A 24,935-nucleotide genomic window follows, 5' to 3' on the forward strand; every position below is an offset into this window, starting at 1 on the left:
ATTGCGACCGTGCGAGACGCGACGCGCGATTTGACGCCTGACCTTGAATATCGGCGCAACATCTGCTCAAAACAGAGGTTCGATGCCTGATTTCGTCCTGGCGGGCTTCAAGGCCTTCGCTTCCGGATCCTCGACCGCCGCCCGAGAGGTGTCGACAATGCCCCCAACCGACGCAGCTTCGGAAACGCCGCCGACGATCCCGGGCTATGAGGTCCTCCGCCTCATCGGCATGGGAGGCATGGGTCGCGTGTACCTTGCGCGCCAGCGGACGCTGGGGCGAAACGTCTGCGTCAAATTCCTCGCCAGTCCGACCGGAGGGCCCACGGCTGAGGCCCGCGAGCGGTTCAGCCGCGAGGCGAAGATCCTGGCGATGGCCGCGCATCCTCACGTGCTGACCATCCTCGACTTCGGCGCCTCCCCCGAGGACGGCACGCCCTTCCTCGTCACCGAGTACATCGAGAACGGCGACCTCCGCAAGCTCCTGCGCGACGGTCGGCCGATTCCCACGCCCCGTCGCCGCGCGATCCTGATCCAGATCGGCCAGGCCCTCGTCTACCTCCACAACAAGGGAATCCTCCACCGCGACCTGAAGCCGGAGAACATCCTGACCCCGACCGACTCGCTCGTCAAAGTGGCCGACTTCGGCCTGGCCGTGCTCCAGGAGGATCGCGGCCTGTTGACGCAAACCAACCGCGGTCTGGGAACGCTGGTCTACGCCTCCCCCGAACAACAGGCTGGACGGGTCGTCGACGAGCGGTCCGACCAGTATTCACTGGCCGCCATCGCCTATGAGATGACGACCGGGAAACGTCCGGTGGGCTCGTTCAAGCCCCCTTCCGAGGTCTCCCCGGGAGGCAACGATCGACTGGACGCCGTCCTGATGAAAGCCCTGGCGCACGACCCTGAAGGACGTTACGCCGATCTCGAGGTATTCCTCACCGAACTCGATCAGGCTCTGACGCCCGCCTCGGGAGTCCGCCGCCCGATCCTGGCCGCGGGCCTCGCCGCGGTCGTCCTGGCGACGGCCGCCCGATGGGCGTCGACTCTCAACGCCCCCGCCCCGGCGCCCCCGCCGATCGTGGCGCCGAAGGTGGACCCGCCCGCCCCTCAGCCCGACCCCGAATCTCCCGAGCGCCACAAGCTGATCGCGTTGCGAGCCCTCGAGATCTGGAAAGCGCAGGGGGCTCCGGAGGGAGAAGCGGGCCGGGCCGTCGCCGATGAGAACTGGGCCAAGGCCTCACGCGAAATCCACGAGGCCATCCAACTTCGGGCCTTCAAAATCTGGCAGTCCCAGGGGAGCCCCCAGGGCGAGGCCGGTGCCCGGGTCGCCGATCCGAACCAGCGCAGGGCGGAGGTGGAGCTTCTCCAGGAAGCCCTCAACGCGGCCCCGCCGGCTCCCCCCGCCCCATAGGACCGTCGCGTCGAAGCCGGCCCATCCCGGCGCAATCTTTGCGACAAACCGAATCGTCGCCGTGCCATTCGCCAGAAAAACAGACGGCGACTGTCGCTCATTGTTCTTATTTTTCGATTTTTTAATGTCGACTTGTCAGGCCGGCCTCGGAATCGCGTAATGTCAAGCGAGGCCGTCGCGAACACGTCGACTTGCACGACCTCGAACAGACAACCAGCGGACGTGCACCTAAATCCTCCCAGCGAAACACGCATCCACGGATTTGCGGTGATTCGTCATGGGTCGACGGCGTCTGCTCTCCCCGACGATCTCGACCACCAGGAGCAACATCCCATGAATAAGCACCGATTCGTCCCCGAGGGCGTAGCCCCGATGGAGGACCGCGTCGTCCTCAACGGCGGCGGATTCAAGTTCCCGGCCGTCGCGGGCGGGGCCAATTCCCTGGGGATGCACGGCGCGTTCGTGCTCACGAGCAAGACCTACGCGGAGGTCCAGGCCGCGGTGAACACGGCGATCGTGAACTTCACCCGCAACGCCCTGGCGCTCTATGACAAGGAAGGGGGCTTCACCGACGCCTTCAACTCGAAGGTCGGCGTCGGGACGCTCGGGAGCGGCTCGGCATCGTACCTGTATGCGTCGGGCACGGCCCTGGCCCACATCGACGCTCGGATGGCCGCCCTTGAGGCTCGCCTCCCCTACGGCCGCGGCCTGGGGACGAACAACCCGACGGGAGGCGCCGGGCTCTCCAACTTCACGGCCCAGACGAGCACAAACCCGGCGCTGACGGACGACGGCGGCCAATCGGTGGCGGAACTGCTTGAAACCGCGATCACCACAGCCACGACCCGATCCGAGCTGGCCGCGAACCTGGCGAGCGTCCGGACCGAGGTTCTGAGCTGGGGGAACAACGGGAACACGGTGGGGATCCTTCCCGAGTACGTCGTGGCCTTCGGTCCAGCCGGCTCGAAAGACTTCGGCACCATGAACTCGAAGTCGCATTAACCTCCCCGGGGCGGCCCATGTTCGCCCTGGATCGCGGGCGGGCCGCGCAGCGGAATCCCCTGGGCCTCCGCTGTTCGCGGCCTCGCCGTCTGCTATGATGTCGGCCTCGATCGGCCGCCGTTCGCTCTCGGACCGCGGCCGAGCCAGGCGACTTCGGAGGTCGGATGTCATCAGATTTCTCGATCGCGCGGCCCGACGCTCTCGCCTCTCGCGAGGGGACCGCGAAGGAACGGATGAAGGCCCTCGTCGTCGGGGGCTCGGGACAGATCGGCGGCTGGCTGCTCCGCTACCTCGAAGCGCGAGGGCATGAGGCGACGGGGACGTACTCCACCCGGTCCTTTCCCGGGCTGACCCCGCTCGACGCCGCCGACGGTGACGCCGCCGCCAGGCTCATCGATGATCTCCACCCGGAGGTCGTCTTCTATCCCGCCGGCTTCACCTGGGTCGACGGCTGCGAACGCGATCGGGCCAAGGCCTACGGCGCGAATCTGGAACAGCCTCTAACCGTCGCCAAGGCCGCCGCCAGGGCCGGCGCGCGGTTCGTCTACTTCTCGACCGACTACGTCTTCGACGGGAAGTCCGGCCCCTACGCCGAGGCCGACCCGGTCAATCCGCTGTCCGTCTACGCGCAGGCCAAGCGCGACGCCGAGGATGCACTCGAGGCCGCGATCGGCGACCGGCTCTTGACCGCCCGCACCTGCTGGGTTTTCGGCCCCGAACGACAGGGGAAGAACTTCGCCTATCAGCTCATCCGCAACCTGATGCAGGGCAAATCCATGCCCTGCCCCAGCGATCAGGTCTCCAGCCCGAGCTACGGCCCCGACGTCGCCCACGCCGTGCTGGCTCTGACTGAGGCCGGAGCCTCCGGAATGGTCCACGTGGTCGGTCCCGAGGTCATGGACCGCGTCGCCTTCGCCCGCGCAATCGCCCGCGCCTTCGGGTTAGACCCGTCGCTGATCGTCGGCAGACCAACGGCCGAGATCGCCCAGGGCGCCCCCCGACCACTGGATTCAGGCCTGAAGATCGACCGGCTGGAATCCGTCCTGCCCGGGATGATGCGACCGCTCGACGCGACCCTGGCCGACTTCCGAGCCAAGCTCGAAGACCCGGCCCTGCAGGACTGGGTCGAGCCCACGACCCCAGGAGCCTGAGCCACTGCCACGCAGAGATGATTTTCGCATTTCGAAATCTTCCTCCCTGGAGGGGGAAGACAGACCGCGAAGCGGTCAGATGAGGGGGATGACCGGCGCGGGATTGCGAACGCCCGTCGGAAGCGCATCCGAAGCCGATCATCCTTCCTCTGTACACCGAGCCCAAAGCGCTCCGCACCGTCCTTCGAAGCCGAGGAACGTCAACGGTGGATGCGACGCCCGACCAACCCCCGGCAGCACCGGACGACACGCCTCCCCAGGCCGCGGACGACGCGGCGGGCGCGCTGAACGAGGTCGCGGCGGGCGGACTGCTCGAACGCGCCCCGGGGGCGGGCGAGGTCCGAACGCTGGCCTACGTGCTGATCGTCGCGGCGACTTCGCTCTACCTGCTTGAACGCCTGGAGCCTGTGCTTCGGCCCCTGCTGATCGCCGTCCTCCTCTGCTACCTCTTCCTCCCGTTCTACAACAGACTGCGGAAGCGGGTGCAGCCCGTGGTCGCGTTCATCATGATCGCGGGAGGGTTCACGATCGGCGTCCTGGCCCTGGGCCGAATGGTCTTCCATGACGTCGTCACGATCGACCAGAACCGCCCTCGCTATCAGGCGCGTGAGACAGAGTTGGAACAGGGCTTCCGCAAAGCGGCCGCCGGCCTGACCCCCGCCTTCGCCAGACACCGCACCTCAGGCGACGCTGCGTCTCCGGACGATTCGCTCTCCGCTGAGCTGTCCGACCGGCTGGTCCGGGGAGCGGCGACGGCCTTCGTGTCGATCGGCCTGGAGTCGATCGTGGTCGCCTTCTACATGATCTTCCTGTTGCAGTCGGCGGCGGGGCTGCCGGACCGCATCCGCTCCAGCTTCTCGTCCCAGCGAGCCGGGCGGATCATGAAGATTGTGGATTCGATCAACCTCGCGGTCTCGGAATACCTGGCGGTGAAGGTCAAGGCGAGCCTGCTGGTGGCTGTGCCGGTGGGCCTGCTCTGCCTGGCGTTCGGAGTCACCGGCGCGGCGACGTGGGGAGTGCTGACGTTCTTCGGCAACTTCCTTCCTTACATCGGCCCGCTGGTCTCCATCCTGCCGCCGCTGGCGATCGCCCTTCTGGAGTTCTCCACGATCGGGCCCCCACTGGCGTTCGCGGCCATTCTGCTGACGATCCACGGCGTGACATCAAACGTCATCGAGCCGGCGATGACCGGACGGGCGCTCGGGCTCAACCCGCTCGTGGTGCTGGTCGGGCTGGCCTTCTGGAGCCTCCTCTGGGGGTTCGTCGGCCTGGTTCTGGCCGTGCCCCTGACCGTGATTTTCAAGATCATCCTGGAGCACACCCCGGCGACTCGCCCGTTCGCCCGCTTGATCTCGGAACAGGATTTGCCGTAATTTCGGTCCATCCCACTCGTCCAGGCGTTTCCGCAGGGAGGCACGCCGAGGGGATGGAGCGGCGACCACTCGTCGCCGCTGTCGAAGGAGCGTACAGCCGATGCGCGACAAGAGACGGGTCGTTATCGTCGGAGCGGGTCCGGGAGGGCTGGCCGCGGCGATGCTTTTGTCGGCGGCGGGGATGTCGGTCAAGGTCCTGGAGCGGATGCCGCGTCCGGGGGGCCGGACCTCGGCGCTGGAGGCGGAGGGCTTCCGGTTCGACGTGGGGCCGACGTTCTTCCTCTATCCCCGCGTCCTGGAAGCCATCTTCTCAGCAATAGGCCGCGACCTGCACCGAGAGACGACGATGGTTCGTCTCGACCCGCAGTATCACCTGGTCTTCGGCGACGGCGGCGAGATCCGGGCGACCCCCGACCTGGCCCGGATGGAGCGGGAGATCGCGGCGCTCTCCCCTGACGACGCGAGCCAGCTTCGGCGGTTCCTGGCGGACAACCGGGTCAAGATGGACCAGTTCCGTACCGTCCTGGAAACGCCCTTCCTCCGGCTGCGCGACATGATGTCGCCCTCCCTGGCGAAGATGCTCCCCCTGCTCCGCCCCTGGCTCTCGCTCGACGGCGAGTTGAAGCGATACTTCCAGGACCCTCGCGTCCGATTGGCGATGACCTTCCAGTCCAAGTATCTGGGGATGTCCCCCTTCAACTGCCCGAGCCTGTTCTCGATCCTCTCGTTCCTGGAGTACGAATACGGCGTCTTCCACCCGCTCGGAGGCTGCGCAGCGGTTTCCGAGGCGATGGCGAGGGTCGCCGAGGATCTGGGCGCCTCGATCTCGCTCGACGACGAGGTCGAGGAAATCCTCTTCGACGGCCGCCGGGCCGTCGGCGTTCGGTCGCGGTCGGGCGTCCATGAGTGCGACGCCCTGGTGATCAACGCCGATTTCGCCCGCGCCATGACGCGGCTCGTCCCCGAACGGCTCCGCCCCCGATGGACGAACCGCAAGATCGCCCGCAAGCGGTTCTCGTGCTCGACCTATATGCTCTACCTGGGGATTGAGGGCCGCTACGACGACCTGGCGCATCACACGATCTACCTCTCCGAGGACTACCAGGAGAATCTCCGGGACATCGAATCGCGCCACGCCCTGTCGCGCGATCCGTCGTTTTACGTCCAGAACGCCTGCGTCACCGACCCATCGCTCGCCCCGAAGGATCGCAGCACGCTCTACGTCCTGCTGCCGGTGACCCACCAGCACGAGAACGTCGACTGGTCGCGCGAGGCGCCCGCCTTCCGCGAACTGGCCCTCCGTCAGTTGGCCAAGGTCGGGCTCAGGGACGTCGAGTCGCGGATCGTCTACGAGCACCAGACGACCCCGGCCGACTGGGACCACCGTTACGAGATCCATCTTGGGGCGACCTTCAACCTGGCTCACAGCCTTTCGCAGATGCTCTACCTGCGGCCCAGGAACCGGTTCGAAGGACTGAGGTCCGTGTATCTGGTCGGCGGGGGGACGCATCCCGGCAGCGGCCTGCCGGTGATCTTCGAGTCGGCCCGGATCACGTCGAGGCTGGTGGGAGAGGACCTGGGAGTGACGGTCCCGATCGGCCGCGACGACGGTCTGCTCGATCCCGGGCGGCTGGCCGTACCGTCGCTGACCGGATTGACCAGCATGGCGCGAGGAGTCGACGCATGAGCCGTTCGGAACGCATCGGAGTGATCGGCGGCGGACTGGCGGGGCTGGCCTCGGCCTGTGTGCTGGGGGCGCGAGGGTACGACGTCGTCCTGTTCGACAAGAACCCCTGGCTGGGGGGCAAGGCGGCCGTGCTCACTGAGGCCGGCTACCGATTCGACATGGGGCCGACCATCTTGCTGATGCCCTCGGTCCTGGCCCGGATCTTCGCCGAGGCCGGCCGCGACCTGAAGGACGCCCTCGAACTGGTCCCGCTCGACCCGCAGTGGCGGTCGTTCTTCGACGACGGCAGCGTGCTGGACCTCCACGCCGACCGCGACGCCATGACCCGGGCGGTCGACGCCTTCGCCCCCGGCGGGGGCGAGCAGTACGGGCGGTTCCTCGACTTCTCCGAGCGTCTCGACGACATCTCCCAGCGGTTTTACTTCTGGAAGGCGATCGGCTCCGTTCGCGACATGTTCGACCCGTCGTCGACGTTCAACCTCGCCATGCTCTCCGACCTGATCGCGATGCGGCCGTGGAGCACGGTGGGCAAAACGATTCGCGGATACGTGAAGGACGCCCGCGTCGCGCAGATGCTCGACCACTTCACCCAGTACGTCGGCTCGTCGCCCGACCTCTCGCCGGCCATCCTCTGCGGCATCGCCCACATGCAGACCGGCGAAGGCGTCTGGTATCCCCGAGGCGGGACGCGGGCCGTCGCCGAGGCTCTGGTGAAGCTCGCCTCCGAGCTGGGGGTCGAGTTGGTCACAGGGACGAGCGTGGAGTCGATCCGAACGGACGCCGCCGGGAAAGTTTTGGGCGTCGTGCTGGGCGACGGGAGGGAAATCCCGCTGGCCGCCGTCGTCTCGAATTCGGACGCCGTCCGCACACATCGTGAACTGCTCGCCGGCCGAGGCGCAGCCGATCGCTTTGAGGCCCGCCGCAAGTACGAGCCGGCCTGCTCGGGCGTCGTGATGTACCTGGGCCTCGACCGCCGCTACGAGCAACTGGCCCACCACGACTTCGTCTTCTCGCGCGACCCGCACGAGGAGTTCGACTACATCTACAACAAGGGCGAACCGGCCCCCGACCCGACCTGCTACCTCTGCGCCACGGCTGGGACCGAGCCCGAGACGGCCCCCGAGGGGGGCGAGGCTCTGTACATCCTCGTCCACACGCCCTACCTCCGGCCGCACCACGACTGGAAGGCCATGTACCCGGAGTATCGTCGGACGATCCTGGACAAGCTCGCCCGGACCGCCGGACTCACGGACCTGGAGAAGCACATCAAGTTGGAGCGTTGGCTGACTCCCCAGGACATCCACGACCGTTACCGGGTGCTCAACGGGGCGATCTACGGTCTGGCCAGCCACGGCCGGCTGAGCGGCGGGTTCAAGCCGTCGAACCGGAGCCCGGACGTCCCGGGCCTGTATCTCACCGGCGGGGCGGCTCATCCGGGGCCGGGGATGCCGATGGTCCTCATGTCGGGCTGGATCGCCGCCGACGCCCTCGATACCGATGGGATCGTCGACCGGATCCGCGAGCCGATGGCCTCTCAGACGGCGGGCGCCCGGTGACGCGGAAGCCTGCGGCCGATGCTGTCCCACGGTCCACCCCGTGGTTCTTTCGGGGCTTCCGCAAGTATGCGCGACGCTTCGTCGGCCGGAACTTCCACGCCCTCCGAATCGATCGCGACGGCCGGCCCACCAATCCCCCAGGGCCGGCGATCGTCGCCCTGAACCACGCCTCCTGGTGGGACCCAATGACGGCGCTGCTGGCGACGGAGTTGTTCCCACCGTCGCGCATCCACTTCGCACCAATCGACGAGCTGGGGCTGAAACAGTATCCGATCCTGGAACGTCTCGGCTTCTTCGGCGTGCAGTTGGAGACGCCCCGAGGCGGGATCGCCTTCATGCGGCGGGCTTCGGCGATCCTGGCTCGCACGGAATCGATGCTCTGGATCACTCCCCAGGGTCAGTTCGTCGACCCTCGCGACCGGCCGGTGCGATTCAAGGAGGGGCTCGGCCGGCTTCTGCACCGTGAGCGAGGGATCTTCATCGCACCGATGGCCGTTGAATATCCCTTCTGGAACGACCGCCGACCGGAGGCGCTTGTCCGGTTCGGCCCGTGGATTGCAATTGGAGATGGCGCATCGCAGCCGGCCGACGCCTGGACGCGTCAGATGGAGGCGGCCCTGGAAGACTGCCAGGACCGCCTGATGGAATCGAGCCGATCGCGAGACGTCGACCGGTTCGAGACGTTCGTGCGCGGCTCGGCGGGCGTCGGAGGAATCTACGACATCGGCCGTCGCCTCCGATCGATGTTTCGCGGCGAGACGTTCTCGCCCGAGCACCAGGTCCATCAGCACCAGGATTCCCCTCCGTCATGACCGCGACGCTCGTCGCCTGCCTGCTCCTGGCGCTCGTCCCCGCCATCCTCTTCGCGATCAACCTCCGCGCGTATCGCCCGCCGCCAGAAGTCGGACCTGATGAGCAAATGCCCGCCGTCTCGGTTCTCATCCCGGCAAGGAACGAGGAAGCGTCGATCGGGGAAGCCGTCGAGTCCGTGCTGGCGAACCGGGGATGGATCGAAGTGCTGGTGCTCGACGACCGCTCGGAAGATGCGACGGCCGAGGTCGTCCGCGCAATCGCCGCGCGTGACGATCGCGTCCGGCTGATCCAGGGCGACGGCCCCCCGCCCGGTTGGTGCGGCAAGCAGCGTTCGTGCTGGCTGCTGGCGAACGAGGCCCAATACGACCTGTTCGTCTTCCTGGACGCCGACGTCCGCCTCGCGCCCAACGCCCTCGCTCGAATGGCCCGGTTCATGAACGAAACGGGTGTGGACCTGGCCAGCGGGATCCCGCGGCAGGTGACGGTCGGGCTCATGGAACGGCTGTTGATCCCTCTGATTCACTTCGTGATGCTAGGCTTCATGCCGATCCCCAGCATGCGGCGAACGCGGATGCCGTCGCTCTCGGCCGGTTGCGGGCAGCTTTTCATCGCTCGGCGGGAAGGTTATTTCCAGGCCGGAGGGCATTCGGCGATCCGCGCATCGCTCCACGACGGCATCAAGCTTCCAAGAGCCTTCCGCGCCGCGGGCCTGAGAAACGACCTGTTCGACGCCACGGACGTCGCCTCGTGCCGGATGTATCGCACGGCGGGCGAGGTCTGGCGGGGGCTCTCCAAGAACGCCGGCGAGGCTCTAGCAGCGCCGGGATTGATCGTACCGACCTCGGCCATGCTCCTTTGCGGTCAAGTCGCGCCCTTCTTGATGCCGGCGGCGATCCTCGCGGCCTGGCCTCGGGTCTGGACGCGGGGCGAGATCGCGGCAGCGGTGGTTGCCCTGGCGGCGGCCTGGCTGCCGAGGTTCGCCGCCGTCGCGAGGTTCCGACAGCCGTTCCTCGGCGCCGTGTTGCATCCGATCGGCGTCGCACTGCTTGTGGCGATCCAGTGGCAGGCGTTCGTCCGCAACGCTCTGGGTCGGCCGATCGAGTGGAAAGGGCGCGGGTATGGATCGCCGGGATCGGGGACGCTGTCGGAACAACCCTGAGCTTACGGCCCGGGTGCGAAGACGATCGCCAGCGCCAGGAGCGTCGTGACGAAGAGAATCCCCCACGCCTTGACCTGGCTGCTCACCCGGGGAGGGAAGAACGGTTCCTCCTCGGTCATGCTCCGATGGACGACCGCCGGACAGACGTGCCGGCGCGATCGGAGGATGAAATCGGTCCGGCCGCAGTCCAAACAGTGGTATTGAATCAACATCAACGAGACGAAACCCGCGAACAGGCTGGCCAGGAAGAGGTAGACGTTCCGAACCTCCAGCGAATTCCAGAGAAGCGTCCAAACCCCCAGCAGCGCAAGGACTGTCAGCAGCGGGTTGACGACCAGCCGCTGATATAACGCGACGTCCTCCGCGGCCACCGGTCTCGGCCGAGCCGTCATATCGAGATCGGGATCGAACCGGGCCATGTGCACCTCTGGGGCCTCCATCGGCCCTCCCCTCTCAAGTCCGCTTGACACTCCCGCGCACCGGCCGAGATAATTCCCTCTCGAATGGATGAGGCTCGTCGTCCGCCCCCGCCCCAGGGCTCGTCCCCGCTCTCGACCCCGGCCTCCTCGTCGAAGGGGTCTTCCGGCCGGGCCGCCCGCCGCCGACTGGATCGACCATCGTGAAGAAGGACATCCCCGCCGCGTCGTCACGCCTCGAGGAACTGCTCTCGGAGCGGATCCTGGTCCTCGACGGGGCCATGGGCTCGGTCATCTATTCCTACGAGCCTACCGAGGAAAACTACCGGGGAAGCCGGTTCGCGAACCACCACATCCAGCTCAAGAACTGCACCGAGGTCCTCGTCATCTCGCAGCCGAAGATGATCGAGGACATCCACCGCGCCTACCTTGAAGCCGGCGCTGACATTATTGAAACCGACACCTTCAACAACAACCCCCTCTCTCTTGAGGAATTCGGCCTCGAGGAGCACGTCCGCGAGCTGAACGTGCGGGCCGTCGAGATCGCCCGCCGCGCCGCCGACGACTACACCCGGCGGAACCCGGACAAGCCCCGGTTCGTCGCCGGCAGCATCGGCCCCACCAAGAAGCAGCTCTCGCTGGGCATCCACGTCGAGGACCCCGGCCGTCGCGACGTCACCTTCGACGAGATGGTCGCCAACTACAAGGTGCAAATCGCCGCGCTCGTCGAGGCGGGCGTCGACCTGCTGCTGCCCGAGACGTCGTTCGACACGCTCGTCATGAAGTCGTGCCTCTTCGCCATCGACGAGTACTTCGAGGAGATCGGCCGGCGGCTGCCGGTGATGATCTCGGGGACCGTCTTCAAGGACGGCCGGACGCTCTCCGGGCAGCCGGCCGAGTCGTTCTATTACTCGGTCTCGCACTACCCAGCGATGAGCGTCGGCCTCAACTGCGCCGTGGGCGTCGACCAGATGCGGCCGTCGATCGAGGCTCTGGCGGCGATCTCGAAGACGAGGGTCAGTTGCTACCCCAACGCCGGCATGCCCGACGGCTTCGGCGGCTTCAACGGCGACATGGGCCACATGGCCAAGACGCTGGGCGAGTTCGCCCGCAACGGCTGGCTCAACCTCGTCGGCGGCTGCTGCGGGACCAAGCCCGAGTGGATCGCGGCCATCGCGAAGGCCGTCGAGGGCGTCCCCCCGCGCAAGATTCCGGATCTCCCGGGCTGGTCGACCTACAGCGGCATCGAACCGCTGGTGATCCGCCCCGAGACCAACTTCATCATGGTCGGCGAGCGGACGAACATCACCGGCTCCAAGAAGTTCGCCCGGCTCATCAAGACCGGCGACTACGAAACGGCCCTGGCCGTCGCCCGCGACCAGGTGGAAGCCGGCGCGAACATCATCGACGTCAACATGGACGAGGGCCTGATCGACGGCGTCGCCGCCATGACCCGGTTCCTCAACCTGGTCTCGGCCGACCCGAACATCTCCAAGGTCCCGATCATGGTCGACTCCTCCAAGTGGGAGGTGATCGAGGCCGGCCTGAAGTGCATCCAGGGCAAGTCGATCGTCAATTCGATCAGCCTGAAGGAAGGCGAGGCGAAGTTCCTCGACCAGGCCCGGCTGGTCCAGCGCTACGGGGCGGCGGTCGTCGTCATGGCGTTCGACGAGACCGGTCAGGCGGTTCTGAAGGACGACAAGGTCCGGATCTGCAAGCGGGCCCACGACCTGCTGGTGGAGAAGCTCAACTTCCCCCCCGAAGACATCATCTTCGACGTCAACATCCTGACCGTCGGCACTGGCATTGAGGAGCACAACAATTACGCCGTCGAGTTCATCGAGGCCGTCCGCGAGTTGAAGCGGATCCTGCCCAAGTGCAAGACCTCCGGCGGCGTGAGCAACGTCTCGTTCTCCTACCGCGGCAACGATGTGGTCCGTGAGGCGATGAACGCGGCGTTCCTGTATCACGCCATCAAGGCCGGGCTGGACATGGGCATCGTCAACGCCGGCCAGCTTGAAGTCTACGAGGAGATCCCCAAGGATCTGCTCGAGCGGGTCGAGGACGTGCTCCTGAACCGCCGGCCCGACGCGGCCGACCGGCTCACCGAGTTCGCCGAGACCGTCAAGACCGACGGCAAGAAGGAAAAGACGAAGGACATGGCCTGGCGCGACCAGTCGGTCGCCGAGCGTCTCAAGCACGCACTCGTCACCGGCACGGTCGACTTCGTCGAGCAGGACGTCGACGACGCGCTGAAGGAATACCCCAAGCCGCTGTCGATCATCGAAGGCCCGCTGATGGACGGCATGAACGTCGTCGGCGACCTCTTCGGCGCGGGCAAGATGTTCCTGCCGCAGGTCGTCAAAAGCGCCCGCGTGATGAAGAAGGCCGTCGCCCACTTGACCCCCTTGATGGAGGCCGAGAAGGCCCGCGCGGCCGCGGCCGGCGAGACGGCCGCCGAGCACAAGGCCCGCGGCAAGATCCTCATGGCCACGGTCAAGGGGGACGTCCACGACATCGGCAAGAACATCGTCGGCGTCGTCCTGGCGTGCAACGACTACGAGGTCATCGACCTGGGCGTCATGATCCCCTGCGAGGAGATCCTCAAGAAGGCCAAGGAGCACGACGTCGACGTGATCGGCCTCTCCGGCCTGATCACGCCCTCGCTCGACGAGATGGTGTACGTCGCCAAGGAGATGCAGCGCGGAGGCTTCGACACGCCCCTGCTGATCGGCGGTGCCACCACGAGCGTCAAACACACGGCCGTGAAGATCGCCCCGCAGTACAAGGGATCGGTGCTGCACGTCAAGGACGCCTCGCGGAGCGTCGGCGTGGTCGACCGCGTCGGCCGCCCCGATTCGCGGGCCGAGCTGGACGCCGCCAACCGCGCGATGCAGGAACGCGAGCGCGAGGCCTTCGCCGGCCGTCGCGAGCGGAACCTCGTCCCGCTGGAGGTCGCCCGCGAACGCCGGGCGCAGACCGACTGGGCCGACTGCTCGATCGCCAAGCCCGAATTCCTGGGCGTGAAGCGCCTGGAAGATTACCCGCTGGAAAAGCTCGTCCCGTTCATCGACTGGTCGCCGTTCTTCTCCACCTGGGAGCTGAAGGGAAAGTATCCGGCGATCCTGGACGCGCCCGAGGTCGGCCCGATCGCCCGCGAGTTGTATCAGAAGGCGACGGAGCTGATCGACCGGATCGTCCGCGAGAAGCTCCTCACCGCCCGGGGCGTCTACGGCTTCTTCCCGGCGAACTCGATCGGCGACGACGTGGTGGTCTACACCGACGAGTCGCGGACGAAGGAACTGACTCGGTTCCACTTCCTCCGCCAGCAGTGGGAACGCCATGGCCAGACCGATTTCCGATGCCTGGCCGACCTGATCGCGCCGGTGGATTCGGGCCGAGCCGACTACATCGGGGCGTTCGCCGTCACGGCCGGCATCGGGGCCGATCCTCTCGTCCAGGGATTCAAGGAGCAGTTGGACGACTACAACGCCATCATGGCCGAGGCGCTGGCGGATCGGCTGGCCGAGGCCTTCGCGGAGTCGCTCCACGCCCAGGCCCGCCGCGACTGCGGCTTCGGCCTGGATGAACACTTCTCGACCGAGGAGTTGATCGACGAGAAGTACCGTAGCATCCGCCCCGCCGCCGGCTACCCCGCCTGCCCGGATCACACCGAGAAGGCCACGCTCTGGAAGCTGCTCGACGCCGAGGCGGCCACCGGCATCCGACTCACCGAGTCGTTCGCCATGCACCCCGGTGCGTCCGTCAGCGGCCTCTACTTCATGCACCCCAAGGCCCGCTACTTCGCCGTCGACTTCATCCAGCGCGACCAGGCGCAGGACTACGCCGCCCGCAAGGGCGTCGCACTCTCGGTCGTGGAACGCTGGCTGGGCCCGAACCTGTCGTATGACCCGGAGTGATCAACCGCGTTCCAACAGACGCACCGGACGACGCTGAAAGTGCCCTCTCCCACCGGGAGAGGGTGCCGCGCAGCGGCGGGTGAGGGTCGTGGGATTTCGGTAAGAACCTCGGTCCGGCGAGCCGCAACTCCAGGCGTGCCTGCCTCAGCTGTAACCGATTGCTTAATCCTGCAGCGGGGCTGCAGCGCTAGACGTCGACGACTCGGGGACGAAGCGACAACGTCAATCGACACGGGACGCCAGCGTAATGGGACTTCAGCCGACTTTCGACGTGTTCTGGGTCCCAGACGGCAGCGCATTCCAGGCCCTCGCAGTCTGTTAAAGACCCAAGCGGCCCGTTGCAGCCATCAAAAGTGATGCGGATGTCCTGAGGTCGAAGAGGATCTTGGTTGTACCGCCAGACCGGCTCCTGCAGCGTTGTTAGAATCGGCGCGACTCCAATCTTTGGCCAGCGGCCCGTGGAGTGGGCGTACCTCATGACCCAGAGCCGGAACAGAAGCGGTCGACTGACAACGGTCACTGCCGGCAATGCGTCCTGGGTCTTGCAGTCGAAGAAGGCGTACTCGGGATCCTCGAGCATCTGAGCGTAGGTGTGGAAGCCATCGCCTAATGGTACTGTCACAACCGCTCCACGAGTCCATTTCTGACGCTTTCCCACCCCGTCGTCTCCCGAGCCGCCTAACTTTGATTGGACAGAATTGGCACCGCCTACAACACCGAGATTTATTCTATAGCTAGAGCCGGGGATTGGTAGGATCAATGAATAGCGATACTACCTGACGGGTACCATCACACGTGGTAGGGGCGACGCCAAAGGTGTACAGCATGGATTGTTCGAGCCGAACTACTGGATCGGTAACCCTCACCCGGCACGGGTGAGGGTCGTCGGATTTCGGCAGGCGTATCGGCCCCGCGAGACGCGGATACCTCTGCTGTTACCGCTTGCTCATCAATCGAACAAGGTTCAAGTCGCTTACCGCCGCAGGGGCTCCGCCTTGACGTAGAGAGCCTCGGGGGGCGTCTTGTAGTACCTGAACATCGCCGGACAGATCCAGCCCTCCATCGGAGGGTCGTCGAGCTTGTAGTAGTTGCCTTCGGAACTGCCGCGGAGCCAGGTCAGCTTCTTCTGATGGCCGGGGAACGGTCGCCCGGAGAAGAGCAGTCTGAATCCGTTCTTCGCGTCGTCGACGTCTTTGACGAGGACGTCGATCATCTCCGGAATCCCCGCGACGAACGGCTCGCGTCGCAAGCCGACGGCCGGATCATCGAAGACCCATGTGCCGTTGTACCAGTACGGGGCGACCACCATGATCGCGTTGCTCGGCGGCCCGCCCTGGTTGCCGGCCCACGTCATGTAGCCCCAGACCCCAACACCAGCGAGCAGGGCCGAGAGGACGGCCGTCAGCACCGGCCAGCGGACCTTCCAAGGGGTTGGCATCGCGGACCTCCGAAATCGGCCGACTAACGAAAACACTCAGCGAATTCGCACCGCCGAGCCAGCGATCATAACACGACACCCGCCGCGACATGAGGTTAGGAGTCGGCCGCTACAAGGTCGGAGTCGAGCCTCGCCCGATGCCCCTCCGCCCTTCGCCGGAACTTGCTCGCAATCTCCCGATCCCACGCGGCTCGCTCCTGCCAATAAGCAACGACACCCATCAATTCTTCAGCATCAGCGCGGAGATCGAGAGCCTCTGGGTGTTCCGCAGCCACGCGCACTCTGTGCACAGCCACACGAGAGAATTCGTCCGCTTTCGAATCGTTCTTCTCCGCGGCGCATTCGAATTTCGCCGCCAGATGCTCGCACTTGAGGGCGAGCTCCTCCTCGGTCGGCATCGATACCTCTGGCGGCTTCCCGCCGCCTAATGTTGATTCGATGGAGGCAACCTCTCTCCGTGGGAAAGGGGCTAGGCTCGAAACGGCCGCGAGTCGAGCTTCCGACCGAGACGGTCGCTCAGAAATCGTCGTCGCTCCGCCCCTTCCTGGCCGGGGCGTCCTTCTTCTTGGGCTCGTCGGCCGTACCGTTCGCGGCGGCGGCGGCGAGCTTCTTGAGGTACTTCTCGGGCGACTCCATAAACTCGTCGCGGCAACCCGAGCAGCAGATGGGGTATGACTTTCCCTGGTAGGTGAGCGACTGTGTCGCCGCGCCTCCCGTGACGACGCACTTCGCGGCCTGGACGGTCGAGGATCCAGCGGCGAAGGTTTCGCCCTCCTTCGTCAGGCCGACTTCCAGGAGTCGGGTGGTCGTCGTGCCTCGCGCTGACTTCCGCTCGAAGCTCAGGGTGTAGCGGATGTAGTTGGCGTTGGGGCGGAGTGTCAGCCGGTCGGGAAACTTGCCCGCCGCGGCGGCTGGCGTCGTCCGGTCGAGCGTCAGCAGTTTGCCCGTGCCGTCGAGGGCCCCCTCGTAGAGAACCTCGCCTCCCTTGTCGGACTCGATCGGCGAAGCCTTCAGGGCGAACTTCTTGCGGGCCTCGTCGTAGGTCAACGTGGCCGAGCGGATGATCTTCGAGCCCTCGACCTTCACCGCCATGCCGGTCGGTTTGCCGCTGGCGAAGGTCCAGGCCCAGGCGTGAGTCTCGGTCCAACCCCGGACGCGCTGGGCTGGGTCCTCCAGCGGGATCGCCTGGCCCTTCCAACTGCCGACCAGATACTCCAGAGGAGCGAACGGCGGGGGAATCTGCCGGTCGTCGCCGACGGCCGAAGCTGCGACAGGGGCGAGCAGGAGCAAGGCGAAGAGAGGTCGTCGGCGCATCGTTCGTCCCTCGGTCGGTCTGGGAGACCGTCCTGGAGGCTACAGAGCGACCTTTCCGAACGGACGTCTTCCCCCCGGGGAAGCAGTCATGGCGGCACAACCTGTCGACTACGCTCGGCTGCTAAGGCCCCCTCTCCCGCCGGGAGAGGGCAGCCGCGCAGCGGCGGGTGAGGGTCGTCGGATTTCGGAGGGCACATCGGTCGCGCAGGCCATAGATCGAGGCTATGCCTACAGTCCGACGACCCTCACCCGGCCCTTCGGGCCACCCTCTCCCGGTGGGAGAGGGGACTTGAATGCGGCCGGCTATCGGGAGATCACCCTCATTGAAGACGTTGTGAAGCCATCACTGCTTCTCAAAGCGGGAGGGCCGTTATGAACAGGTCGCCCGCCTCCTTCCGGAACGGGCTCTGACTACTGCGGCTTTGCTTCCTTCCGTTCCTCCCCGCGACGACGATTGCCGAGGAGACCTCCGAGATTCTGGAGGCCCGGCCGGGGTTCCGGCCGCATCGCTCGGCGGTCGAGGCGGACGCCCACCGGGACGTCCACGTCGATGTAGCCGATCATCATCTCTTCAAAAGTCTGCTGTCCCCAGCGCACGGTCTTGGTCGGGTCGGGGTTCGCGGGGTTGTCGGCCGAGTTGTCGAAGTGGGCCAGGCAGTCGATCACGGTCCCCTTCGGCAGAGTCATCGGCTCCTTCAAAGTATAGTAGCTCTGCCAACCGAAATCATAAGCCGGAACCGACAAAGCGACTTCCGGCTTGCCGCCGGGCTTGGTGATCGTGTACTGGAAGTCCTTGCCCCGAACGTGCATGTGGGGCATGAACGCGAGCAGCCGCATCTCCGCGGGGACGTTCATCGAGGCCGATACCGGGACATTCGGATTCCCCGGCGGAATGATAAAGCCGGCCTCGGCGATCGGCAGAGTCAAGGCTTCGCGGGTCACTTCCCCCTTGGCGAAGATCAGCCCCAGCTTGGAGCGGTCCTCGCGGAGCTTGCCGTTGGGCGTGTAGTGAATCTCGAACAGCAGGTCGGAGCCGGCGGGGATCTTCTTGGCCGTCCCCTGGGCGTAGACCGAGGGCATGTCCCCCGGCGCGTAGCCGCAGAGGTGAGCGCCCCCCAGCCCCTGGCGACTCTTCCCGGTGTGATCGTCGACGTAGACGATGATGTGGTGGACGACGGTGCGGTCGCCGGGCATCGCCTCGGCCGCGCTGACCCAGACGTCCTCCTTGAAGTTCGAGGGGACCTTGACCCGGACGTAGTCGAGCACGCCCTGCGCCGGGACGACGTTCGCCTCGGGAATCTCGAAAACGACGTCGGGTTTGCCGATCGTCCAGCCTTCGGGGAAGGTCTTCGGCGACGGGACCTTGGCGGCGTCTCCCAACGGCGTCCCCTGGTCGACCCAGGCCAGGATCTTCGCCCGCTCTTCGGCGGATAGGCTGCGGTCGTTGGAGAAGACGCCGTGACGCGGGTCGGCGTGCCAGGGGGGCATCCGGCGGTCGTCGACGACCTCCCGGATCATCGCCGAGTGCTTCCGGGCCTCGTCGTACGTCAACAACGAGAACGGGGCGACCTGCCCCGGCCGATGGCACGACTGGCATTTCTCCTGGATGATCGCCGCAGCGCCCGAGGCGTACGTGACCGATCCGACATCGGCGACCTTGGGATCCATCGCCTCGCGGGCGGCGCGAATCTCGGCCGACGGGGCGCGGACGCGCGGAGGCTCCGGCTTCGAAGCGGTCTGGGTCGATTCGGCTCGCTCGATCAGGCAGCCGGCGACCTCGGTCGCCTTGACCTCGACCGCCTTGCGGGCGAGCACGGCGTCGATGGCCTCTTTGAGGTAACTCCGTGTCGGGGCAGGCTTCCGCGAGCCCACGGAATACTGATCGTCGATCGCCCCTCGGTAGCGGATCCGGGCCGTTCCGTCGAGCATCAGGACCTCGGGCGTGCGTTCGGCCATCACGGAGTCGGCCACGACGTTGCCGCGGTCGCGGAGCACGGGGAAATCGACCTTGAACTCGCGAGCGTGGGCGGCGATCTCGTCGTCGGAGTCGCCGGCGTTGGCGTTGATCGCCAGGAAGACGATCCCCTTCGACGCATATTCGCGGTTCATCTCGACGAGCGTCGGCAGATAGAGATCGCCGACGGGGCACTGCGTCCCCGTGAAGACGATCACGACCCCCGCCTTGCCGGCGAACCCGTATAGGCGGACGTCGCGCTTGGAAAGGACGTCCGGCAGCGTGAAGTCCCCGATCCGACGGCCGACCATACGGTCGACGGCCGAAGCCTTTGGGGCGTCCTCGAAGGCGAGGCAATCTGGCGCCCCGCCGACGGCGGCGCAGGCGATTGCGATCGGCATCCACGCCCAAAACCATGCGTATCGCTGCATCGACAACCCCCAGGCTGCGTCGCCACTGGGCCCTGATTCTCACACCTGGAATTCAGGATAGCCCGAAGCGCCCTTGTACGAAATCGGAATTCCCCTATAGATGCACGTCGACGCGCGCACGCGGAAGGAACCGCGGAACGCCCCCTTCGTCAAGCCGAGCCGAGCCGGATGGAACCGGAACCGCCCCTCCAATCGCGACCCCTCCCGGGCCCGTCGACCTTCGACGCGCCCCAGCGGAGGCTGCGTCGGCGCCGGCTGGGGGATTTCCCAGGGCCGGAGGAAGACCACGCTCCGATCGGGATCCTCTCCCCGCGTGCGGTCCTCATCGCCCTGGTCGCGCTGGGGATGGTGGCGCGGCTCGTCCGGTACGCCCAGGGAATACCCTTCTGGTCGGACGAATGTTTCCTGGCGGTCAATTTCATCGACCGTGGCTACCTCGACCTCATGAAGCCCCTCGAGAACGGCCAGGTCTGCCCGCTGCTCTTTCTCTGGATCGAGCGCACGGCCGTCCTGGCGTTGGGGTATTCGGAGTGGTCGCTGCGACTGTTTCCGCTCGCCTGCGGGCTAGCGTCGGTCGTGCTGTTCGAGCGCGTGGCCCGTCGCATCCTCACCGGCCCCGCGCTGCTGGCGGCGGTGGGGATCTTCGCGGTGAGCGTCCACCCGATCCGGCACGCGGCCGAGGTCAAGCCCTACGCGTCCGACCTCCTCGCCGCCCTCGCGCTGCTCGCCCCGGCAACGGCCTGGCTGATCGATCGCGACGGCCCTCGGCGGCTCTGGCTGTTGCTGTTCGTGCTCCCCTTCGCGCTGGCGATTTCCAACCCGGCCCTCTTCGTCGCGGCCGGGATTCTGCTTGGCCTGGCGGTCCCGGTCTGGAAGACCGGGCGAGCGGCCGAACGCCTGGCGCTGGCCTCCTGCGCCGCGGTGTCGATCGGGTCGTTCCTGGTGCTCCACGTCGGCTTCGGCGGCGAACAAAGCGCTGCGGCCATCGAAGGTCTCAAGCGGTACTGGGCGGCTGGCTTTCCGCCGCTGGACAGGCCGTCGGCCCTTCCGGGCTGGCTCCTCTCGGCGCTGACGGGAAGCGTCTTCGCCTATCCGGGAGGCGGCGCGCGAGGGGCGAGTTTCGCGACTTCCCTGGCGTGTCTCGTCGGGGCGATCGCGATGATCCGTCGCGGTCGGCCGGCGCTGGTCGTCGCCTTGCTCGCCCCGATCGGGCTGAATCTGATCGCCGCGGCTTTGCGACGCTACCCGTTCGGCCCCGAGGCTCGTCTCGCTCAGTACGCCGCTCCGGCGATCTGCCTGCTGGCCGGGGCGGGGCTCGGCGCGATGTTCGAGGCGATCCGCCGACCGAGGCTCCGCACCACACTGGTTCGCGTCGGGGTCGTTGCCCTGATCTTGTGCGTTCTGCTTCCCCAGGCGGCCAGTTGGCAGCGGCCCTATCGGATGGTCCACGATCGCGAGGCCCGAGATTTCGCCCGGGCGTTCTGGCCCGAGGTGGGCCGCGACGCCGTCGTCGCCTGCACGTACCTGGACTTCGGCCTCGGCCGCTCCGGGCTCTGGCAGGGGAAACGGGCCTGGTATCTCTGCAACCAAGCGATCTGTTCGCCCCAGCGCCGGGAGGGCCGGCCTCGGTTCGAGGACGTTTCGGGGGCCCGCCCGCTGCGCTGCGTGGCCTTCGACGAGGATCCTGAAAATCCTGAAATGATCGCCTGGCTGGCCCGGATGCAGTCGATCTACGGATTACGTGCCGTCCGATCGATCCCCGTCGCCGGCACGTTCGGCGACGACCCGCGAACGATCGTTGAGACCTGGCGAGTTTACGAATTCGCCCCCCTCGCCCAGACGACCCAAAGGATAGCCGAATGAGCACCGACGCTCCGTCGACGACGCCCGACACTCCGCTCGCGCCCCTTCGAATCGGCGCCGGCTCGGAAGCCGACGACCGCTGGTTCGAGCGTGTGAGCTGGATGCTCGTGGCTCTCGGCGTGGCCGTCCGACTGGTCCGGTTCCTGGTGGACTACCCCATCTGGCACGACGAGGCGTTCCTGGCCGCGAGCCTCTGGGATCGGAACTTCCTCGAGTTGGCCCGACCGCTGGAGTACGGACAGGTCGCCCCCTGGATGTTCCTGGTGATCGAGCGGCTGTTCGTCCTCGCGCTGGGTTACAACGAGTTGACCCTCCGCCTCTTCCCGACGCTCTGCAGCATCGCGAGCGTCGTCGTCTTTCGGCATCTTGCGTCGCGGGTCGTCCGGGGCTGGGGGCTTGTGCTGGCGACCGGGATCCTGGCGGCGGCCTGGTATCCGATCCGCCACGGGAACGAGATCAAGCCCTACGGTTCGGACCTTCTGGCCGCGCTTCTGATCCTGACCTTCGCCGTTGAATACCTGCGACGGCCGGAATCCGCCCGATGGTGGTGGATCGGCGCGGCGGCTCTTCCGTTGCTGCTGGCGGTTTCCTATCCGGCCGTTTTCGTCGCCGGCGGCGTGGTCGCGGCGGCGGCCCCGGCGATCCTCCTGCGGGGGAACAACCGCGTCCGGGTCGCCTGGACGGCTTACGGCGCGGTGCTCCTGGCGTCGTTCCTCACCATCTACCTGGCGGCGACCTCCGCGCAGCAGCAGGCGATGGGGACGCACTATCGCGAGGGCTACTGGAAGGAGTCGTTCCCGCCGCTCGACCAGCCGGCCTGGATCCCCGTCTGGTTGATTGACCAGCACGCCGGAAACCTCATGGCGTATCCGGTCGGCGAGCGCAAGGGGGGGAGTTCGGGAACCCTGATCTGCGCACTGGTCGGCCTGCTGGCGCTTTGGCGTTCGGGCCGGAAGACCCTGGCCGCGACACTGACGGCCCCGTTCGCCCTGGGGATCGTCGCGGCCTTCCTCGGCAAGTATCCCTACGGGGGCGAGGCGCGGATCGTGCAATATCTGGCACCTTCGGCCTGTTTAGCGGCCGGGCTGGGAATGGCCGTCGCGGCCTCTCGGATCCGACGGCCGAGTCTCGCGGCGCGGGTGCCGAGGCTCTTGCTGACGGCGATGGTCCTCCTGGCGGTGGGTCTGATGGTCAAGGACCTGGCGATGCCCTACCGCGTCTACAAGGACGTGCACGCCCGCGAATTCGCCCGCTCGTTCTGGACCGAGCAGGCGCGCGACGCCGACCTGGCCTGTCTCAAGGCGGACTTCGGCCGGGAGATTGAGGCCCACACCTGGGAAGCAGGGATGTCGGCCGTTTATCTGTTCCACCAACGGCTTTACTCGCCCCGACACCGCGAGAAGATTCCGTTCCAGCCCGATCCCTCCCAGTGGACCGACGCCCATCCCTTGCGGGTCGTCCTCTTCCGCGATTACGAGGCCGAGGATCCGGCGGTCCGCGAATGGCTGGCGGAGATGGGCCGGGAGTACGAACTCCGGAACTCGCAGTCGTTCGTCGTCGATCCGGCCTCCTCGCGCGAGTCGTGGCTCCGCGACGCTTACGGCGTCTTCGACTTCGTTCCCCGCGGCGACGCTCGCGCAGCGGATCGGGGCGGCGATGCAAGGCGTTTATGAATCGAAAACGGAACTCTTCGGTCTGTTCAACAGGCCGCCGTCAAGATAAGCTGGAGAGTGAAGTGAGCGTGAAGGAACCGCCGCAAGGCTTTTCCTTCGCGACTCGAGGCCGACGATATCACAATTCGACGTGACGGGGTTCGCCATGCGCCTGGAGGCTGTCATCCTTCCGGAGCTGGGGACTGATCCCGACATGCCGATCATCGTCAGCCACTGGTACGCCGCGCGGGGGTCGCACGTCCTGGAAGGCGAGCGCCTGGTCGAGATTTCGGCCGGCCCGCTGATCTTCGACGTCTCCGCGCCCGCGACCGGGCGCCTCGTGGAGATCCGCGGTCGAGAGGACGACCTGGTGACACCGGGATCCATCCTCGGCTACGTCGATCCGATCGAGGAGCAGGACGGTGGCGGCGAGGGGTCGGGCCGCAACGGGGGTTCCGGCGGTCGCGGCGAAGTCACGCGCTAGGGTAGGTCGCCGCCGGAAAATGACGACGTTTCACGAACGATCCGCTGGCGTCATCCCCTTCCATCGCGGAGAAGGCCTGGTCTACAGGTTCCTGGTCCTGCACTCCGCGACGGTGCGGAACCCGCGCGCCAAGTGGGAGTTCCCCAAGGGGGGCGTCGAGGCCGGCGAGACTCCGCGCCAGGCCGCCGGTCGTGAGTTCCAGGAAGAGACCAGCCTCCCCGACTGGACGTTCCGTGAGGGCTTCGAACGCAGCCTCTCTTACACCTACATCCGCCGAGGCCGCAAGGTCGTCAAGACCGTCACGTACTTCGTCGTCGACGTCCGCGACCCCATCGAGCCCACCCGCTCCGCCGAGCACATGGAAGACCCCCACGGCCACTGGTTCCACTGGGGGACCTTCGACGAGATCAACCGCCTCCTCTACCACACCAAGATCCGCCAGGTCTTCGCCGAGGCCAAGGCCTGGATCGAAAAAGCCGACGAGCCCCCTCCTCCGGCTGAAGCTCTCGTCACCGGTTCTTGACCGCCTTCAATCCCGCATTTACCATCCCGACAGCCGGCGTCGTGCCGCAAGCGAGCGATGCGACTTTGATGACTGAAGGGGGCCTGTGATGTCTTCCGTGCCGATCGAAGACCGTCTGGCCGCGCTCGAACGCGACATGGCCCGCCTCAAAGCGCAGGTGGCACGAGATGATCGCCCATGGTGGGACGCCGTCGCTGGGACGTTCGCCGACGATCCGATCTACGACCAGATCGTCCAGCTAGGCCGCGAGTACCGAGAGTCGCTGAGGACCAAACGGCCCCGAGCTGGAAGGAAACCCTGAGGTGTTCATCCTGGACACCGACCATTTCTCGTTTCTCCAACAAGTTCACAGCACCGCGTCTTCCAGGCTGCGGGCCAGGTTGCAGGAGCAGGAGACGTCCGCAGCCGTCACCATCATCTCCCTCGAGGAACAATCCCGAGGATGGCTGGCCTATATCAAGAAGGCTCGTAACCTCGACGCCCAGGTGGACGCCTATGCCCGTCTGAGGCGTATGCACGAGAACTTCTGCCGTGTCCCGATCCTCGATTTCGACGATATGGCCGCCGTTGAATACGGCCGACTCAAACGCTCATTTCCGCGCACAGGATCTATGGACCTCAAGATCGCCGCCATCGCCATCACTCGAGAGGCGGTCCTGCTCACCCGGAATCGAGCCGACTTCGACAACATCCCTGGACTGATGATCGACGACTGGTCCGTCTGACAGACTGATCCTCGCAGTTCTGCTGGAACCGTTTGCCAGGCCTCCAGGAGGCTTGTCGGATTC

At 66.4% G+C, this 24,935-nt stretch carries 21 protein-coding genes; 15 read left to right on the forward strand and 6 right to left on the reverse strand.

The genetic code is table 11. The annotated features are described in order from the left end of the window. The first annotated feature begins 82 nt into the window (after positions 1-82). The 8 genes from G5C50_RS15935 to G5C50_RS15970 all read left to right on the forward strand — a co-directional run bounded on the left by G5C50_RS15935 (position 83) and on the right by G5C50_RS15970 (position 10,152). Positions 83-1,411: a serine/threonine-protein kinase gene (locus G5C50_RS15935; protein WP_165070991.1), complete on the forward strand. Its 1,329-nt coding sequence runs from the start codon at positions 83-85 to the stop codon at positions 1,409-1,411. Between the two features lie 333 nt (positions 1,412-1,744). Further along, positions 1,745-2,413, forward strand: coding sequence for a hypothetical protein (locus G5C50_RS15940; protein ID WP_165070993.1), 669 nt, complete (start codon positions 1,745-1,747; stop codon positions 2,411-2,413). Positions 2,414-2,577: 164 nt separating this feature from the next. After that, the gene (locus G5C50_RS15945) at positions 2,578-3,564 is read left to right on the forward strand and encodes an SDR family oxidoreductase (RefSeq protein ID WP_165070994.1); all 987 of its coding nucleotides are present in this window, start codon (positions 2,578-2,580) and stop codon (positions 3,562-3,564) included. Positions 3,565-3,770: 206 nt separating this feature from the next. Continuing rightward, entirely contained in the window at positions 3,771-4,937 is a 1,167-nt protein-coding gene (locus G5C50_RS15950; RefSeq protein ID WP_165070995.1) for an AI-2E family transporter, read from the forward strand. A gap of 100 nt (positions 4,938-5,037) precedes the next feature. Next, entirely contained in the window at positions 5,038-6,624 is a 1,587-nt protein-coding gene (gene crtI, locus G5C50_RS15955; protein WP_165070996.1) for a phytoene desaturase family protein, read from the forward strand. Beyond that, on the forward strand, positions 6,621-8,180 hold the full coding sequence (locus tag G5C50_RS15960) for a phytoene desaturase family protein (RefSeq protein WP_165070997.1): 1,560 nt from the start codon (positions 6,621-6,623) through the stop codon (positions 8,178-8,180). Before crtI ends, G5C50_RS15960 begins: the two co-directional genes overlap by 4 nt. Beyond that, positions 8,177-8,992: a lysophospholipid acyltransferase family protein gene (locus G5C50_RS15965; RefSeq protein ID WP_165070998.1), complete on the forward strand. Its 816-nt coding sequence runs from the start codon at positions 8,177-8,179 to the stop codon at positions 8,990-8,992. Before G5C50_RS15960 ends, G5C50_RS15965 begins: the two co-directional genes overlap by 4 nt. Further along, on the forward strand, positions 8,989-10,152 hold the full coding sequence (locus G5C50_RS15970) for a glycosyltransferase (protein ID WP_165070999.1): 1,164 nt from the start codon (positions 8,989-8,991) through the stop codon (positions 10,150-10,152). The genes G5C50_RS15965 and G5C50_RS15970 overlap by 4 nt, the downstream gene beginning before the upstream one ends. A 2-nt stretch (positions 10,153-10,154) precedes the next feature. Here G5C50_RS15970 and G5C50_RS15975 read toward each other — a convergent pair whose 3' ends face one another. Continuing rightward, complete coding sequence (locus tag G5C50_RS15975; protein WP_165071000.1) at positions 10,155-10,592, reverse strand: hypothetical protein; 438 nt, start codon at positions 10,590-10,592, stop codon at positions 10,155-10,157. A 179-nt stretch (positions 10,593-10,771) separates the two neighbouring features. On the opposite strand from G5C50_RS15975, the gene metH reads away from it, so the two are divergent. Next, a complete protein-coding gene (gene metH, locus G5C50_RS15980; protein WP_240907099.1) occupies positions 10,772-14,488 on the forward strand; it encodes a methionine synthase in 3,717 nt (1,238 codons plus the stop codon). A 187-nt stretch (positions 14,489-14,675) separates the two neighbouring features. Here the strand turns inward: metH and G5C50_RS33250 are convergent, their stop codons facing one another. The 5 genes from G5C50_RS33250 to G5C50_RS16000 all read right to left on the reverse strand — a co-directional run bounded on the left by G5C50_RS33250 (position 14,676) and on the right by G5C50_RS16000 (position 19,625). Next, positions 14,676-15,146 carry an Imm26 family immunity protein gene (locus G5C50_RS33250; RefSeq protein WP_407673553.1) on the reverse strand — a complete coding sequence of 157 codons (471 nt, stop codon included), beginning with the start codon at positions 15,144-15,146 and terminating at the stop codon, positions 14,676-14,678. 315 nt (positions 15,147-15,461) lie between these two features. Then, complete coding sequence (locus tag G5C50_RS15990) at positions 15,462-15,926, reverse strand: DUF6717 family protein (RefSeq protein ID WP_206107726.1); 465 nt, start codon at positions 15,924-15,926, stop codon at positions 15,462-15,464. A 95-nt stretch (positions 15,927-16,021) separates the two neighbouring features. After that, positions 16,022-16,324: a hypothetical protein gene (locus G5C50_RS32370; RefSeq protein ID WP_206107727.1), complete on the reverse strand. Its 303-nt coding sequence runs from the start codon at positions 16,322-16,324 to the stop codon at positions 16,022-16,024. 118 nt (positions 16,325-16,442) lie between these two features. After that, on the reverse strand, positions 16,443-17,240 hold the full coding sequence (locus G5C50_RS32375; protein ID WP_206107728.1) for a hypothetical protein: 798 nt from the start codon (positions 17,238-17,240) through the stop codon (positions 16,443-16,445). Positions 17,241-17,651: 411 nt separating this feature from the next. Beyond that, complete coding sequence (locus G5C50_RS16000; protein ID WP_240907100.1) at positions 17,652-19,625, reverse strand: redoxin domain-containing protein; 1,974 nt, start codon at positions 19,623-19,625, stop codon at positions 17,652-17,654. Positions 19,626-19,793: 168 nt separating this feature from the next. Between G5C50_RS16000 and G5C50_RS16005 the strand changes: the two genes are divergently transcribed. The 6 genes from G5C50_RS16005 to G5C50_RS16030 all read left to right on the forward strand — a co-directional run bounded on the left by G5C50_RS16005 (position 19,794) and on the right by G5C50_RS16030 (position 24,872). Next, positions 19,794-21,488, forward strand: coding sequence for a hypothetical protein (locus tag G5C50_RS16005; protein WP_165071002.1), 1,695 nt, complete (start codon positions 19,794-19,796; stop codon positions 21,486-21,488). Next, complete coding sequence (locus G5C50_RS16010) at positions 21,485-23,161, forward strand: hypothetical protein (protein ID WP_165071003.1); 1,677 nt, start codon at positions 21,485-21,487, stop codon at positions 23,159-23,161. Before G5C50_RS16005 ends, G5C50_RS16010 begins: the two co-directional genes overlap by 4 nt. A 145-nt stretch (positions 23,162-23,306) precedes the next feature. Beyond that, a complete protein-coding gene (locus G5C50_RS16015; RefSeq protein ID WP_165071004.1) occupies positions 23,307-23,624 on the forward strand; it encodes a biotin/lipoyl-containing protein in 318 nt (105 codons plus the stop codon). 19 nt (positions 23,625-23,643) lie between these two features. Continuing rightward, positions 23,644-24,147 carry an NUDIX domain-containing protein gene (locus G5C50_RS16020; protein ID WP_165071005.1) on the forward strand — a complete coding sequence of 168 codons (504 nt, stop codon included), beginning with the start codon at positions 23,644-23,646 and terminating at the stop codon, positions 24,145-24,147. An 88-nt stretch (positions 24,148-24,235) separates the two neighbouring features. Then, on the forward strand, positions 24,236-24,448 hold the full coding sequence (locus G5C50_RS16025) for a hypothetical protein (protein WP_206107729.1): 213 nt from the start codon (positions 24,236-24,238) through the stop codon (positions 24,446-24,448). 1 nt (position 24,449) lies between these two features. Next, a complete protein-coding gene (locus G5C50_RS16030; protein ID WP_165071007.1) occupies positions 24,450-24,872 on the forward strand; it encodes a type II toxin-antitoxin system VapC family toxin in 423 nt (140 codons plus the stop codon). The last annotated feature ends 63 nt before the right edge of the window (positions 24,873-24,935 follow it).

The sequence above is a fragment of the Paludisphaera rhizosphaerae genome (assembly GCF_011065895.1).
Classification (GTDB): domain Bacteria; phylum Planctomycetota; class Planctomycetia; order Isosphaerales; family Isosphaeraceae; genus Paludisphaera; species Paludisphaera rhizosphaerae.

Excerpts from the sequence above, each read along its gene's own strand:
- G5C50_RS16025 (WP_206107729.1), top strand. The coding sequence starts at position 24,236 with ATGTCTTCCGTGCCGATCGAAGACCGTCTGGCCGCGCTCGAACGCGAC.
- G5C50_RS15990 (WP_206107726.1), bottom strand. The coding sequence starts at position 15,926 with ATGCCAACCCCTTGGAAGGTCCGCTGGCCGGTGCTGACGGCCGTCCTC.
- G5C50_RS16000 (WP_240907100.1), bottom strand. The coding sequence starts at position 19,625 with ATGCAGCGATACGCATGGTTTTGGGCGTGGATGCCGATCGCAATCGCC.
- G5C50_RS15940 (WP_165070993.1), top strand. The coding sequence starts at position 1,745 with ATGAATAAGCACCGATTCGTCCCCGAGGGCGTAGCCCCGATGGAGGAC.
- G5C50_RS16020 (WP_165071005.1), top strand. The coding sequence starts at position 23,644 with ATGACGACGTTTCACGAACGATCCGCTGGCGTCATCCCCTTCCATCGC.
- G5C50_RS15975 (WP_165071000.1), bottom strand. The coding sequence starts at position 10,592 with ATGGAGGCCCCAGAGGTGCACATGGCCCGGTTCGATCCCGATCTCGAT.
- G5C50_RS16010 (WP_165071003.1), top strand. The coding sequence starts at position 21,485 with ATGAGCACCGACGCTCCGTCGACGACGCCCGACACTCCGCTCGCGCCC.
- G5C50_RS32375 (WP_206107728.1), bottom strand. The coding sequence starts at position 17,240 with ATGCGCCGACGACCTCTCTTCGCCTTGCTCCTGCTCGCCCCTGTCGCA.
- G5C50_RS15935 (WP_165070991.1), top strand. The coding sequence starts at position 83 with ATGCCTGATTTCGTCCTGGCGGGCTTCAAGGCCTTCGCTTCCGGATCC.
- crtI (WP_165070996.1), top strand. The coding sequence starts at position 5,038 with ATGCGCGACAAGAGACGGGTCGTTATCGTCGGAGCGGGTCCGGGAGGG.
- G5C50_RS32370 (WP_206107727.1), bottom strand. The coding sequence starts at position 16,324 with ATGCCGACCGAGGAGGAGCTCGCCCTCAAGTGCGAGCATCTGGCGGCG.
- G5C50_RS15945 (WP_165070994.1), top strand. The coding sequence starts at position 2,578 with ATGTCATCAGATTTCTCGATCGCGCGGCCCGACGCTCTCGCCTCTCGC.
- G5C50_RS15970 (WP_165070999.1), top strand. The coding sequence starts at position 8,989 with ATGACCGCGACGCTCGTCGCCTGCCTGCTCCTGGCGCTCGTCCCCGCC.
- G5C50_RS15960 (WP_165070997.1), top strand. The coding sequence starts at position 6,621 with ATGAGCCGTTCGGAACGCATCGGAGTGATCGGCGGCGGACTGGCGGGG.
- G5C50_RS16015 (WP_165071004.1), top strand. The coding sequence starts at position 23,307 with ATGCGCCTGGAGGCTGTCATCCTTCCGGAGCTGGGGACTGATCCCGAC.
- G5C50_RS16005 (WP_165071002.1), top strand. The coding sequence starts at position 19,794 with ATGGAACCGGAACCGCCCCTCCAATCGCGACCCCTCCCGGGCCCGTCG.